Origin of the sequence: Phenylobacterium aquaticum, from assembly GCF_947378715.1 — a bacterium.
In the GTDB taxonomy this organism is placed as follows: Bacteria; Pseudomonadota; Alphaproteobacteria; order Caulobacterales; family Caulobacteraceae; genus Phenylobacterium; species Phenylobacterium aquaticum_A.
In genome coordinates this window covers 1-14,070 of record NZ_CANCLE010000105.1, presented here as the reverse complement: position 1 = coordinate 14,070, position 14,070 = coordinate 1, and the positions used below count along the sequence as shown (strand labels likewise).

At 69.0% G+C, this 14,070-nt stretch carries 11 protein-coding genes; 4 read left to right on the top strand and 7 right to left on the bottom strand.

Features of this window, described 5'->3' with window-relative positions; all coding sequences use genetic code 11:
- Positions 1-2,449 (bottom strand): excinuclease ABC subunit UvrA (uvrA, locus tag Q7P21_RS13815; RefSeq protein ID WP_304177529.1); only part of this gene is annotated, 2,449 nt, incomplete at its 3' end.
- A 290-nt stretch (positions 2,450-2,739) separates the two neighbouring features.
- On the opposite strand from uvrA, the gene Q7P21_RS13810 reads away from it, so the two are divergent.
- Entirely contained in the window at positions 2,740-4,584 is a 1,845-nt protein-coding gene (locus tag Q7P21_RS13810; protein WP_304177528.1) for a DUF885 family protein, read from the top strand.
- 40 nt (positions 4,585-4,624) lie between these two features.
- On the opposite strand, the gene Q7P21_RS13805 is transcribed toward Q7P21_RS13810, so the two are convergent.
- Positions 4,625-5,425, bottom strand: coding sequence for an enoyl-CoA hydratase/isomerase family protein (locus Q7P21_RS13805; RefSeq protein ID WP_304177526.1), 801 nt, complete (start codon positions 5,423-5,425; stop codon positions 4,625-4,627).
- 14 nt (positions 5,426-5,439) lie between these two features.
- Entirely contained in the window at positions 5,440-6,213 is a 774-nt protein-coding gene (locus Q7P21_RS13800; RefSeq protein WP_304170692.1) for an SDR family NAD(P)-dependent oxidoreductase, read from the bottom strand.
- Between the two features lie 152 nt (positions 6,214-6,365).
- Here Q7P21_RS13800 and Q7P21_RS13795 point away from each other — a divergent pair, with 152 nt between their 5' ends.
- Together Q7P21_RS13795 and Q7P21_RS13790 are read left to right on the top strand one after the other, a co-directional pair.
- Positions 6,366-7,490, top strand: coding sequence for an acyl-CoA dehydrogenase family protein (locus tag Q7P21_RS13795; protein ID WP_304177524.1), 1,125 nt, complete (start codon positions 6,366-6,368; stop codon positions 7,488-7,490).
- Between the two features lie 11 nt (positions 7,491-7,501).
- On the top strand, positions 7,502-8,755 hold the full coding sequence (locus Q7P21_RS13790) for an acyl-CoA dehydrogenase family protein (RefSeq protein WP_304170689.1): 1,254 nt from the start codon (positions 7,502-7,504) through the stop codon (positions 8,753-8,755).
- A 3-nt stretch (positions 8,756-8,758) separates the two neighbouring features.
- Here the strand turns inward: Q7P21_RS13790 and Q7P21_RS13785 are convergent, their stop codons facing one another.
- Genes Q7P21_RS13785 through ada form a run of 4 tightly spaced genes read right to left on the bottom strand, consistent with a single transcriptional unit; the run spans position 8,759 to position 12,322 of the window.
- Complete coding sequence (locus tag Q7P21_RS13785) at positions 8,759-9,991, bottom strand: dipeptidase (protein WP_304170687.1); 1,233 nt, start codon at positions 9,989-9,991, stop codon at positions 8,759-8,761.
- Positions 9,992-10,051: 60 nt separating this feature from the next.
- On the bottom strand, positions 10,052-10,522 hold the full coding sequence (locus Q7P21_RS13780; RefSeq protein WP_304177522.1) for a DUF1203 domain-containing protein: 471 nt from the start codon (positions 10,520-10,522) through the stop codon (positions 10,052-10,054).
- Positions 10,523-10,541: 19 nt separating this feature from the next.
- Positions 10,542-11,276: a 2OG-Fe(II) oxygenase gene (locus tag Q7P21_RS13775; protein ID WP_304177520.1), complete on the bottom strand. Its 735-nt coding sequence runs from the start codon at positions 11,274-11,276 to the stop codon at positions 10,542-10,544.
- Positions 11,273-12,322, bottom strand: coding sequence for a bifunctional DNA-binding transcriptional regulator/O6-methylguanine-DNA methyltransferase Ada (gene ada, locus Q7P21_RS13770; RefSeq protein WP_304177519.1), 1,050 nt, complete (start codon positions 12,320-12,322; stop codon positions 11,273-11,275). Before ada ends, Q7P21_RS13775 begins: the two co-directional genes overlap by 4 nt.
- A gap of 243 nt (positions 12,323-12,565) precedes the next feature.
- On the opposite strand from ada, the gene Q7P21_RS13765 reads away from it, so the two are divergent.
- A partial coding sequence (locus Q7P21_RS13765; RefSeq protein WP_304177517.1) for an ABC-F family ATP-binding cassette domain-containing protein occupies positions 12,566-14,070 on the top strand: 1,505 nt, incomplete at its 3' end.

Genomic DNA, 14,070 nt, shown 5'->3' with positions numbered 1-14,070 from the left:
CCCGGATCGCCGGCACCGCCTTGAAGAAGTCGTGGGCCTCCTCGACGGTCATATCCAGGACCTCGGCGATCGACTTGCCCTTGAACAGGATCTCCAGGGTCTCGCGGTTGTAGCGCTGCCCCTTGCACACGTCGCAGGTGACATAGACGTCCGGCAGGAAGTGCATCTCGATCTTGATCAGGCCGTCGCCCTGGCAGGCCTCGCAGCGCCCGCCCTTGACGTTGAACGAGAACCGGCCCGGGCCATAGCCGCGCGCCTTGCTCTCGGGCAGGGCGGCGAACCAGTCGCGGATCGGCTGGAAGGCGCCGATATAGGTGGCCGGGTTCGAGCGTGGGGTGCGCCCGATCGGCGACTGGTCGATGTCGATGACCTTGTCGAAGTTGGTCAGGCCCTCGATGCGGTCGTGCGGCGCGGGCGCGTCGGAGGCGTTGTTCAGCCGCCGCGCGGCGGCCTTGTACAGGGTCTCGATGGTGAAGGTCGACTTGCCGCCGCCCGACACTCCGGTGATGCAGGTGAACACCCCCACCGGGATCGAGCCGGTGATGGTCTTCAGATTGTTGCCGCGCGCGCCCTCGACGGTGACCATCTTCTTCCTGTCGATCGGCCGCCGGTCCAGCGGCACGGGAATCTCGCGCGTTCCGGTCAGATACTGGCCGGTCAGGCTGTCGGGATTGGCCATGATGTCGGCCGGCAGGCCCTCGGCCACCACATGGCCGCCGTGCACCCCGGCCGCCGGGCCCATGTCGATGACATAGTCGGCGGTCAGGATCGCCTCCTCGTCGTGCTCCACCACCAGCACCGAATTGCCCAGGTCGCGCAGCCCCTTGAGGCTGGTCAGCAGGCGGGTGTTGTCGCGCTGGTGCAGGCCGATCGACGGCTCGTCCAGCACATAGAGCACGCCGGTCAGGCCCGAGCCGATCTGGCTGGCCAGGCGGATGCGCTGGCTCTCGCCGCCCGACAGCGTCCCCGAGGCCCGCGACATGTTCAGATAGTCGAGGCCGACATTGACCAGGAACCGCAGCCGGTCGGTGATCTCCTTCAGGATCCGTCGGGCGATCTCCATCTGCTTGGCGGTGAGCACAGTCTCCAGGTTCTCGAACCATTCGCCGGCGTGGCGGATGGAGAGCAGGGAGACCTCGCCCACATGGCGACCGTCGATCTTCACGGCCAGCGCCTCGGGCTTCAGGCGGTAGCCGTGGCAGACCTCGCAAGGGGTCTCGGACTGGTAGCGGCCCAACTCCTCGCGCACCCAGGAGCTGTCGGTCTCGCGCCAGCGGCGCTCCAGGTTCGGCAGCACGCCCTCGAAGGTCTTGTTGACCTCATATTTCCGGGCGTTGTCGTCATAGATGAACTTGATCTTGTCCGTGCCCGATCCGTAGAGGACCACCTTGCGGGCCTCGTCCGACAGCTTCCACCAGGGGACATCCATCGAGAAGTCGTAGTGGCTGGCCAGGGCCTGAAGGGTCTGGGTGTAGAGCGGCGAGGGGCCCTTGGACCAGGGCGAGATCGCGCCCTTGTGCAGGGTCTTGTCCTTGTCGGGCACCACCATGTCGGCGTCGAAGGCCAGCTTCATGCCCAGGCCGTCGCAGACCGGGCAGGCGCCGAACGGGTTGTTGAACGAGAAGAGGCGCGGCTCGATCTCGCTGATCGTGAAGCCTGATACCGGGCAGGCGAATTTCTCGGAGAACAGAATGCGGCGCGGCTCCGCCTCGCCCTCGGCCTTGTCGGCCCATTCGGCCACCGCGATACCGTCGGCCAGCTTCAGCGCCGTCTCGATCGAGTCGGCGTAGCGGCTTTCGAGGCCCGGCTTGGTGACCAGCCGGTCCACGACGATGTCGATGTCGTGCTTGAACTTCTTGTCGAGGGTCGGCGCGTCCTCGATCGGATAGAACTCGCCGTCGATCTTCAGGCGCTGGAAGCCCGCCTTCTGCCACTCGGCGATTTCCTTGCGGTACTCGCCCTTGCGGCCGCGGATCACCGGGGCCAGCAGATAGAGCCGCTCGCCCTCGGGCAACAGGGTCAGCTTGTCGACCATCTGGCTGACGGTCTGGCTCTCGATCGGCAGGCCGGTGGCCGGCGAATAGGGCACGCCCACCCGCGCCCAGAGCAGGCGCATATAGTCGTGGATCTCGGTGACCGTGCCGACCGTGGAGCGCGGATTGCGGCTGGTGGTCTTCTGCTCGATGGAGATGGCCGGCGACAGGCCCTCGATCAGGTCCACGTCCGGCTTGCTCATCAGCTCCAGGAACTGGCGGGCGTAGGCCGACAGCGACTCCACATAGCGCCGCTGGCCCTCCGCATAGATGGTGTCGAAGGCCAGCGAGCTCTTGCCCGACCCCGACAGCCCGGTCAGCACCACCAGCTCGCCGCGCGGGATATCGACGCTGACGTCTTTCAGATTGTGCTCACGCGCGCCACGCACGCGGATGAAGTTCAGCTGTTCGGCCATGATTTCCTGGAACGCTCTTCCCCGCCGAGGTCGCCCGCGGGACCGCCTAATGTAGTGTCGGGACTCACAGATAACATAGGAACAATAAGCGAACAAACCGCGTGGGTTGGATCGCGACGCGCGGTCTGGCGCGCGCCCGGGCGATCCTAGGGGCGGATGCGTCGAAATCTGTCAGCAGGCGAGGCCGCGCATGTGGATCGGGGGCCCTGCGTCACAGGTTACATTCTGGTAACTGGCGCAGGGCCGGCGCCCTACCTAGGGTCCGACCGCCATATTCCAGGAGTCGCCCCATGAGCCTCGACCGTCGCCAATTGCTGCTGAGCGGCGCCGCCGCGGGTCTCGCCACCGCTGCGCCGGGCCTGGCCCTGGCCGCCACCGGCGACGCCGCCGCCAACGCCTTCTTCGACAAGACCTGCGTCCAGATGCTGGACGACGCCCCGGAATTCGCCTCCAGTCTGGGCCTCGACAAGGGCGCCCTGGCCTGGCGCAAATCCAAGCTGTCGGACGCCTCCTGGGCCGGCGTCGAGGCCAAGCACAAGTTCTGCGAGGACGGCCTGGCCTCCCTGAAGGCCCTGCCGGACGCGGGTCTCTCGCCCGCCGTGAAGCTGAACAAGGACGTGGTGGCCTACGCCATGGAGCTCGGCCTGGAGGCCAGGCCCTTCAAGTTCGGCGAGAACAATTTCCAGTCCGCCATGAGCGAGAGCTCGACCCCCTATGTGGTCAGCCAGCAGGGCGGGACCTATTCCGACGCCGGCGAGTTCCTCGACAGCCAGCACAGCATCGAGACCGCGGCCGATTGCGACGCCTATCTGGCCCGCATGCACGCCGTGGCGGTCGCGCTCGACCAGGAGACCGCCCGGGTGAAGGCCGACGCCGCCCAGGGCGTGATCGCCCCGGACTTCATCATGGCCAACATGCTGGGCCAGATGAGCGGCATGCTGGCGGTGTCCGCTGCGGACTCGCGCTTTGTCTCGTCCCTGGCCGGCCGCGCCAAGGCCAAGGGCATAGCCGGCGAATGGTCCGGCCAGGCGACCAAGATCGTCTCCGGCGAGATCTATCCGGCGCTCACCCGGCAATATGAGACCCTCAAGGGCCTGCAGCCCCAGTCCGGTCACGACGCCGGCGTCTGGCGGTTCAAGGATGGCGAGGCCTACTATAGTTGGCTGCTGAAGGCCGGCACCAATACCGACATGACCGCCGAGCAGGTCCACCAGACCGGCCTGGAGCAGAACAAGGCCATCGAGGCGCGCATGGACGCGATCCTCAAGGCCAATGGCCTGAGCCAGGGCACGGTTGGCGAGCGGATGATCGCGCTCGGCAATGACCCGCGCTTCCTGTTCCCGGACACCGACGCCGGCCGCGACCAGATCATCGCCTATCTGAACCAGGTGATCATCGATGTGCGGCCGAAGCTGGCCAGCCAGTTCAACCTGAAGCTCAAGGCGCCGGTGGATGTGAAGCGAGTGCCCGCCGACATCCAGGACGGCGCGGGCCAGGGCTATATGAACACCGGCTCGCTCGACGGTTCACGGCCCTCGACCTACTACATCAACCTCAAGTCCACGAAGAACTGGCCCAAGTTCTCCCTGCCCACGCTCACCTATCACGAGACCGTTCCGGGCCATGCCTGGCAGGGCGCCTATCTGACCGAGACCGGCCAGCTGCCGTTGATCCGCATCCTGCTGTCGGGCTTCAACGCCTATGTCGAGGGCTGGGCGCTCTACGCCGAACAACTCGGCGACGAGATGGGCATGTACGAGACCAACTGGGCGGGCCAGCTGGGCTATCTCCAGGCCCAGCGCTTCCGCGCCATCCGCCTGGTGGTCGACACCGGGCTGCACGCCAAGCGCTGGACCCGCGAACAGGCGATCGACTGGGCGGTGGCCAATTCCGGCCGCACCCGCCAGGCCATGACCAGCGAGATCGACCGCTATTGCGGCACCCCGGGCCAGGCCTGCGGCTACAAGGTCGGCCACAATGAAATCAATCGCCTACGCGATCACGCGAAGCAGGCGCTGGGCGCCAAGTTTGATATCCGGGGCTTCAACGACACCGTGGTGAAGACCGGCGCCGTGCCGATCAGCGTGCTCGCCGCCCAGATCGACGCCCTGATCGCGGCTGGCGGCAAGGGGTAGAAGGACGCGCCCTCTCCGAGCCGGAGAGGGCGTGCCCGCCTCAGCTCTCCCGCGAGGAATAGACCGGCGTACGCTTCTCCAGGAACGCCCGCACACCCTCGCCGAAGTCGCCGTCCTGGGCGCAGAGGATCTGGTTGCGGTCCTCCATGGCGATGGCCGCTTCCAGGCCGTTGGCGTCGATGGCGTGGTTCAGGGCCTCCTTGGTCAGACGCAGGCCGAGCGGCGTGGCGTGCAGCATGTCGGTGGCGAAGCCCCGGGCTTCGGCCTCCAGCTGGTCGGCTTCGACCACCTTGCTGATCAGGCCCAGTTGATAGGCCCGCTCGGCGGTGATGAAGCGGCCGGTCAGCATGTACTCGGCCGCCACGGAGGAACCGACCATGCGCGGCAGGAAATAGCTGACCCCGATGTCGCAGGCCGACAGGCCGATGCGAATGAAGGCGGCGTTCATCTTCAGGCTGGGCGTGGCGATCCGCACATCGGAGGCGAGCGCCAGGGCGAAGCCGCCGCCGGCTGCGGCCCCATCGATGCAGGCGATGATCGGCTGCGGGCAGCGGCGCATGGCGATGACGATCTCGCTGATCCGCCGCTGGCCGGTGAGCCCCGCGCCTACTGAACGGTCGGCGTTGTCGCCGCCGCGCTCCTTGAGGTCCAAGCCGGCGCAGAAGGCCCTACCGGCCCCGCGCAGCACCACGACGCGGACGTCGCGGCGCCAATAGAGGCCGACGAAGAAGTCGCGCAGCTCCTCCACCAGCTTGGGGTTCAGGGCGTTCAGCCGGTCGGGCCGGTTCATGGTGGCGAAGACCACGTCGCCTTCGGTCACGAGTTGCAGGTGTTCGTACATGACGGGCTCCGGGATCAGCGGGTCTGGCCGCCGTCGACGGGCAGGATCGCGCCGTGGACGAAACTGGCCTTGGGGGAGAGCAGGAAGGCGGCGGCCGAGCCGATCTCCTCGGGATGGCCGAAGCGCTTCAGCGGCACCTCCCGGTCGATCCAGCGGGTCCAGGAGCTGGCGCGCGGTCCGGTCGAGCGTTCCTCCCAGTCACCGCCCGGGAAGATGATATTGCCTGGCGCAATGGCGTTGACCCGGACATTGGCGGGGCCGGCGATCCGCGCAAGCTCCTTGGCCAGGTGGTTCATGCCGGCCTTGGCGGTGCCGTAGGTCAGAGGGGTTCCCAGCGCGCCCAGGCCCGCGATCGAGCTGATGAACAGGATCGCGCCCTCCTTGCGCGGCGCCATCAGCCGGAAGGCGCCGCGCGCCAGCCGCCAGGCCGAACCCAGGTTCTGGGAAAAGCCCGCGTCCCAGGTCTCGTCATCGACCTCGGCGCCCAGCGGGCAGGGGTGCAGACCGACATTGGCGACGGCTCCGAAGATCGGGCCCAGAGCGGCCTCCGCCCCGGCCAGGGCCTTCTCGATGGTGGCGGTGTCGCGCATGTCGCCGGCCATGGCCCACAGCTTGTCGGCGCCGTATTGGGCCGCGAGACGGGCGCGGGTCTCCTCCAGGGCTTCGGCGCCCCGGGCGGTGATCGCCAGCCGGGCGCCCTCGGCCAGGCAGGCCTCGACGATCCCCAGGCCTATGCCCCGGCTGCCGCCGGCGACGAAGATGACTTTGTCCTTGAGGCCCAGATCCATGCGCGTCTCCCGTCATGGCCGATCGTGCGCCGGCCCATCACGGCAAGCTGAACGCCCGGCCGCGACGTCAGGCAAGCAGGGCTTTGACTGACCCTGGGAAAGCTCGCTCAATTGGCGGCAACGAACCGCTCGAACGCGGCTGGGAGGCCTCCGTGAACTTCGATTTTTCCGACGAACAGAAGCAGCTGCGCGATCAGGTGCGCCGATTCCTCACCGATCGCTGCCCGACCTCCGCGGTCCGCGCGATCCTTGAGGGACCCGAGCCCTATGACCGCAAGCTCTATCAAGGCCTGGGCGAGATGGGCTTCCTGGGTGCGGCGATTCCCGAGGAATATGGCGGGGTCGGTCTGGGGCATCTGGAGCTGTGCGTCATCGCCGAGGAGCTGGGACGTGTAAACGCGCCGGTCCCGGTGCTGTCCTCGATCTACCAGGCCGCCGAGGCCCTGATGATCGCCGGGACAGACGCCCAGAAGGCGGCCTGGCTGCCGAAGCTGGCCACCGGCGAGGCGGTGGGGACCCTGGCGCTCGGCGAAGGGCCCGGCAAGGTCAGCGAGACCTCGGTCAAGGCCCAGGTCGCGGGCGGCAAGCTCACGGGCGTGAAGCTGCCGGTGGCCGACGGCGACAGCGCCGACCTGGCCATCGTGGCGGCGCGCGAACCCCAGGGCGTCTCGCTGTGGCTGGTCGATCTGGCGGGCCCCGGCGTGACCCGCGAGACCCTGGAGACCATCGACCCCACCCGCAGCCAGGCCAAGCTCAGCTTCGACGGCGCCCCGGCCGAGCGGCTGGGCGAGGCCGGTCAGGGCTGGCGGATCGTCACCGACGTGCTCGACCGCGCCGCGATCCTGCTGGCCTTCGAACAGGTGGGCGGCGCCGACCGGGCCTTGGAAATGGCGCGCGACTACGCCCTGGAGCGCATGGCCTTTGGCCGCCAGATCGGCTCGTTCCAGGCCGTGAAGCACATGCTGGCCGACATGTATGTCGCCGCCACCCTGGCCCGCTCCAACGCCTATTACGGCGCCTGGGCGCTTTCCACCGGTTCGGCTGAGCTGCCGGTGGCGGCGGCGACGGCCCGGGTGTCCGCCACCCAGGCCTTCCAGCATTGCGCCAAGAACAACATCCAGACCCACGGCGGCATGGGCTTCACCTGGGCCTTCGACTGCCACCTGTTCTACCGCCGCGCCAATGGGCTGGCGCTCGCCCTGGGCTCGCAGTCGACCTGGGAAGACCTGTTGATCGAACGCATGCGCCGGCGCAACGACGCCCCCGTGGCGGCCTGAGGACCCTGATCATGAACTTCGACGACACCCCCGAAGAAGCCGCTTTCCGCAGCCAGGTCCGCGCCTGGATCGCCGCCAACGCCCCGACGCACCTGGAGGCGGAACTGAAGCAGTCGAGCTTCGGCAACATGGGCCTGAAGAGCGAGGACCCGATCACCGCCGCCAAGGCCTGGCAGGCCAGGAAAGCCGAGGCGGGCTGGGCCTGCCTGCACTGGCCCAAGGAGTATGGCGGTCGCGGCGCCACCCCGATCGAGCGGGTGATCTGGGGCCAGGAGGAGGGCGCCTATGGCACGCTCGGCGGCCTGTTCACCATCGGCCACGGCATGTGCGGCCCGACCCTGATGGCCTGGGCGCTGGAGGAGCATAAGCGCAAGCTGCTGCCGGCCATGGCGTCAGGCGACGAAGTCTGGTGCCAGCTGTTCTCCGAACCGGCCGGCGGCTCCGACCTTGCGGGTCTGCGCACCAAGGCCGAGCCGGCCAATGACGGCTCCGGCGACTGGATCATCCAGGGCCAAAAGATCTGGACGAGCGGCGCCCAGAACTCCGACTACGGCATCCTGATCACCCGGACCGACCCCAATGTGCCCAAGCACAAGGGCCTGACCATGTTCTGGCTGTCGATGAAGTCGCCGGGCATCGAGATCCGGCCGATCAAGCAGGCCAATGGCCAGTCGGGCTTCAACGAGGTGTTCTTCAACGAGGTCCGCATCCCCGACAACCAGCGGCTGGGCGCGGTAGGCGAGGGCTGGAAGGTCTCCCTGACCACCCTGATGAACGAGCGGCTGTCGATCGGGTCGGGCATGCCGACGGGGTTCCCCGAGCTCTTCGACTATTGCCTGAACTTCCAGACCGAGGACGGCCCGGCCGCCGACGACCGCATGGTGCGCTCGCGCCTGGCCCAGTTCGCGGTCAAGGCCAGCGGCCTGAGGTTCACCGGCATGCGGGCGATCAGCGCGCTCTCCAAGGGCGAGACCCCAGGGCCGGAAAATTCCATCGGCAAGCTGGTGGCGGGCGCCTCCATGCAGGAGCTGGCGATGTTCGCCCTGGACCTGCAGGGCCAGGCCGGAGTGATCAGCGATCCGGACCAGGCCGAGGCCGCCGCGCGGTTCCAGGCCATGCTGCTGCGCTCGCCCGCCACCCGGGTCGAAGGCGGTACGGACGAGATCCTGCGCAACATCATCGCCGAGCGCGTGCTGGGCCTGCCCGGCGACATCCGGGTCGATAAGGACGTGGCCTTCAAGGACATCCCGACCAGCGGAAGATAGGGGCTACTTCCCCTTCGCGGCCTCGACCTCGGTCAGGACGCGAAGGGCGTTGCCGCCCCAGATCTTGGCGACGTCGGCCTTGCTGTAGCCGGCGGCGATCAGCCGCTCCGTGATCTTGGGATAGTCGGCGACGCTGTCGAGGCCGTCGATGCCGCCGCCGCCGTCGAAGTCGCCGGAGACGCCGACATGGTCGATGCCGGCCACCTGGATCGCGTGCAGCATGTGCTTCATGTAGTCGTCGAGATTGGCGCGGGGCACAGGCCACTTGGCGTCGATCGGCTTCTTGCCGGCGATGAAGGCCTTGCGCTGGTCGGGCGTCATGTCGCGGCCGTTGAAGCCCACCTGCTTCATCAGGGCGCCCATGGCCGCGTCGCGCTCGGGGATGTGCAGCGTCGGCGCCATGTAGTTCGAGAAGGCGTTGATCTGGATGACCCCGCCATGGGCGGCGAGCGCCTTCAGATGGGCGTCGTCGATATTGCGCGGATGGTCGAAGATCGCCCGGCACCCGGAGTGCGACAGGATGATCGGCGCCTTGGACAGCGCCAGCATCTGATCCAGCACCTGGTCCGAGGCGTGCGAGGCGTCGAGCACGATGCCCAGGCGGTTGGCCTCGGCCACGAAGTCCTTGCCCTTGGGCGACAGCCCGCCCCATTCCGGCTTGTCCGTGGCGGAATCGGCCAGGTCATTGTTGAGGAAGTGGACCGGCCCCATCATCCGCACGCCCAGGGCGTAGAAGCTCTGCATCAGGCTGATGTCGCCGGCCACCGGCGAGCCGTTCTCCATGCTCAGAAATACGAAGCGCTTGTTCTGGGCCAGGATCGCCTGAGCGTCGGCGGCCTTGAGCGCGATGGCGAACTGGGCGCCATGCTTGGCGACCATCTCGTGGATCTCGGTGGCGCGGACCAGGCCGAAGTCGCGGGCCTGGGCGTTACCCGCTACGCCGCGCGCGCCCTGGGGCGTGAAGATCGCGAAGAAGCCGCCATCGACCCCGCCCTCGATCATGCGCGGCAGGTCCACCTGGCTGCCATCGGCGGCGTAGTCGTGGCGATCGAGGATGTCCCAACCGGGAATGTGGAAGTTGGCCGGGGTGTCATAGTGGGTGTCGAGCACGATGGCGTCGCGATGGGCGACAGCCCAGGCGGGCAGGGGCTTGGCCTTGGGCGCCGGCTTGGCGGCGAGCGCCCCGGTCGCGCAGACGGCCATCAGGAGGGCGAGCGGAACGGTCGAACGGCGCATGAAGTCTCCCCGGGGAACTGATCCCGGAGGGTGAGCCCTGTCCGACCGCCGATGCAAGGTCTAGCTCCGGTCGATCCGGGCCGCATAGCAGCCACGGCCTGCATTGTGGGCGTGGAGATAGGCCGCGTCCGGATTGTCGAGCAGGCGCAGGATCAGGGGCTCGATCTCGTCGCCGGCGGCGAGATCGGCGTCGAGGATCATGCCGGCCTCGTCGAAGGCGCGGATGGAGATCGCCTTGCGGACGGTCAGCACCGGCGGAACTTCATCCACGAACCGCGCGGTCTCGGCCGCCGCCTCATTGACGAAGATGGCGTGGCGGCCGCGATAGGGGCTCCGCGCCGGCTGATACTCGTGGTTCAGCAGCAGCAGGGTCTCGCCGGGCCGGGCGTCGGCCAGGGTGATGCGGCAGGGAAAGCCGAGGGGCGCGTCGGCGGTCATCCGGATGACGCCACGCGCGGCGAGGTCCGTGTCCGACAAGCCGAACAGGGGTTGGAATTCCGCGACCGGCAGGCCGCTGATGACATAGGTCATGGCTGTGTCCTTGAGCTGGCTAGAGGGCGTCGTGGAAGATGACGCCAAGGGTGTGGCGGGCGCCGGATCGAACCCGGCTGACTCCATGGCGCAGGGCTACGCGATAGGATCCGCGTGAGCCAGTCACCGGCCGGGTGTTGACGGCGAAGATCAGGGCGTCGCCCTGGCGCAGCGGGGCGACCTCCACGCGGGACTGCATGCGCGGCCGCTGTTCGGTGAGCACGAACTCGCCGCCGGTGAAATCGCGCCCGGGCTCCGACAGCAGCACCGCCACCTGCAGCGGGAAGACGTGCTCGCCATAGAGGTCCTGGTGCAGGCAGTTGTAGTCCTGCGGCCCGTAGCGCAGCAGCAATGGGGTCGGCCGGACCTGACCCGCGTCGTGGCAGCGGGCCAGGAACGCGGCATGGTCGGCGGGATAGTCGATGTCGATCCCCATGCGTTGGTTCCAGCGGTTGGCGATCGGCGCGAGCCTCGAATAGGTCGCCTCGCGCAGGGTCTGGACCAGGTCGGGCAGGGGATAGGCGAAATACTGATACTCGCCCCGCCCGAAGCCGTGGCGGCTCATCACCACCCGGCTGCGAAAGCCCGCCGGGTGGTCATAGAGCGCGGCAGCCGCCGCGCAGTCCTGCGGCGTCAGCAGGCCCGGCAAGAGGGCGCAGCCCCGGGCGTCGAGTTCGGTCTCCACGCCGGGCCAGTCGACGTCGGCGATACGGGCGGCGAGGTTGACGGGGCGCTGGAGGGCGAGCGCGCTCACGCCGCCGCCTCCCGTTCCAGCAGGACGCGCTTGCGCTCCACACCCCAGCGATAGCCGGACAGCGCCCCGTCGTTGCGGACCACGCGATGGCAAGGGATGGCGACCGCCAGCGCATTGGCGGCGCAGGCCTGGGCCACGGCGCGGACGGCGCGAGGCTGGCCGATCCGGGCGGCGATATCGGCATAGCTCGCCGTTCGCCCGGCCTGGATCTCGGTCAGGGCCTGCCAGACCCGCTGCTGGAAGGCCGTGCCGCGCACGTCGAGCGGCAGGTCGAGGCCGGCGCGGGGCTGTTCCACCAGGCCCACGACCCGGGCCATGGTGGCCTCGAAGGCCGCGTCGCCGCCGACCAGTTCGGCGCGGGCGAAGCGGTCCTGCAGGTCGCGAACCAGGGCGTCGGGATCATCGCCCATCAGGATGGCGCAGACCCCCTTGTCGGTGGTGGCGACCAATATGGCGCCCAGGGAACACTGGCCCACGGCGAAGCGGATGGTGGTGGCCTCGCCGCCCTTGCGGAACCGGGTCGGGGTCATGCCCAGCACCTGGGTCGAGGTTTCGTAGAACCGGCCGCCGGAATTGAAGCCGGCGTCATAGATGGCCTCGGTCACGGTGGCCGATCGGCCCAGCTCCTCGCGGACCCGGGCGGCGCGGTGGGCCTTGGCGTAGGCGCCTGGCGTCACCCCGGCCACGGACTTGAACACCCGATGGAAGTGGTGCGGGCTCAGGCCCGCCGCCTGGGCCAGGGCGTCCAGGCTGGGCGGGGTCTCGGCGGCCTCGATGGCCCGGCAGGCGGCGGCCACGGTCTCGGCATAGCGCTCGGCCTGCGGCGCCTGCGTGGGCTTGCAACGCTTGCACGGGCGGAAGCCGGCGGCCTCGGCCTCAGCCGGTGTGGCGTGGAAGGCGACGTTCTCGCGGCGCGCCAGGCGGGCGGCGCAGGCGGGGCGGCAATAGACGCCGGTGGTGCGGACCGAATAGTAGAACCCTGCCTCGGGGTCGCGGCCGACCACGGCCGCCCAGCGGGTGTCGTCGAGGGGTGTCTGGCTCAGCATCTCAAGCTCCTTCGGATGTCTTGAGACCATGTTTAGGGCTCCCGCAGACGGGCCGAACTCCGGCTCTTGCGGTCAAATTCGGGTGTTCCGCGCGATCTGCAAGCCCGCGCGGGGCGCCATGTCCGATTTGCGCGACTTGCCGGCCAGGCCTATAACCGGACGCAAGAGCTGAAGGAGCCACGACCATGCGCCACGTGACGGACACCCGCCTCGTCCTGAACGTCAACGCAACCCTGGTCGTCCATGTCCGCCTTCCTCACGCTCGACGCCGTCAGCTTCAAAACCTCTGACGGTCACCCCCTTCTCGACAATCTGACCCTGGCCTTCGGGGCCGAGCGCACCGGCCTGGTCGGACGCAACGGGGTGGGCAAGACCACCCTGATCCGCCTGATGCTGGGTGAACTCCGTCCCGCCTCCGGCGCCGTGGCCGTGCGCGGCCACGTCGGCGTCCTGCGACAGGCGCTCAGTCCGCCGCCCGGCGCGCGGGTGGGCGACCTGCTGGGGGTGTCGGAATCCCTGGCGCGTCTGGACCGCATCGCGGCGGGGCAGGGGCGCGACGACGACTTCGCCGACGCCGACTGGGCGCTGGAGGCGCGGCTTGCCGAAGCCCTCGCCGAGGTGGGCTTGGCGGACCTCGACCTCGATCGGCCCGCGCCTGAACTGAGCGGCGGCCAGGTCACCCGCGTGGCCCTGGCGGGTCTATTGGTGGCCCAACCGGACCTGCTGCTGCTCGATGAACCGACCAACAATCTCGATGCCGAGGCTCGGGCCCTGGTGATCCGGGTGCTGCGGCGCTGGAAGGGCGGGGCGATCGTGGTCAGCCATGACCGTGAGCTGCTGCGGGCCATGGACCGGATCGTCGAGCTGACCAGCCTGGGCGCGCGGACCTATGGCGGGAACTACGACCTCTATGCCGCCCGCAAGGCCGAGGAGGCGGCCGCCGCCGCGCGAGACCTGGCCGAGGCGGAACGGGCCCTGGCGCGGGTGGGTCGGGAGGCCCAGCAGGCCCGAGAGCGCAAGGATCGCCGCGACGCCGCCGGCAAGCGCTTCGCCGCCCGGCGCAGCGAGCCGAAGATCATGCTGGGGGCCATGGCCGAGCGCGCCGAGATGTCTGGCGGACGCGCCCAATTGCTGGCGGAACGCCAGGCCGCCGCCGCCGAGGCTGACCTCGCCGCCGCCCAGGGGCGGGTGGAGCGTTCGCGACGCCTGGGGTTTGACCTGCCGTCCTGCGGCCTGCCGGGGGGCCGGACCGTCCTGGCTTTCGAGGACGTGGCCTTCGGTTATCCGGGCGGCCCACCGCTGATCACCGGCCTGGACCTGCGGCTGACGGGGCCGGAGCGGGTGGCGGTGACGGGGGCGAACGGCAGTGGCAAGACCAGCCTGATCCGGCTGGCCACCGGCCAGCTGACGCCCGGTTCAGGGCAGGTGACGCGCGGGGTCGAGGCGGCCTTGCTGGATCAGCAGACCGCCATGCTGGGTGACGACGAGACCCTGGCCCAGGCCTTCCGTCGCCTGAATCCGGAGGCCAGCGACAACACCGCCCGCGCGGCGCTGGCCCGCTTCCTGTTCCGGGGCTCCGCCGCCGACCGTCAGATCGGCTCGCTCAGCGGCGGCGAGCGTCTGAGGGCGGCGCTGGCCTGCGTGCTCAACGCCACACGTCCGCCCCAGCTGCTGATCCTGGACGAACCCACCAACCACCTCGACCTCGACTCGATCGCCGCGGTCGAGGCGGCCTTGGGCGGCTATGA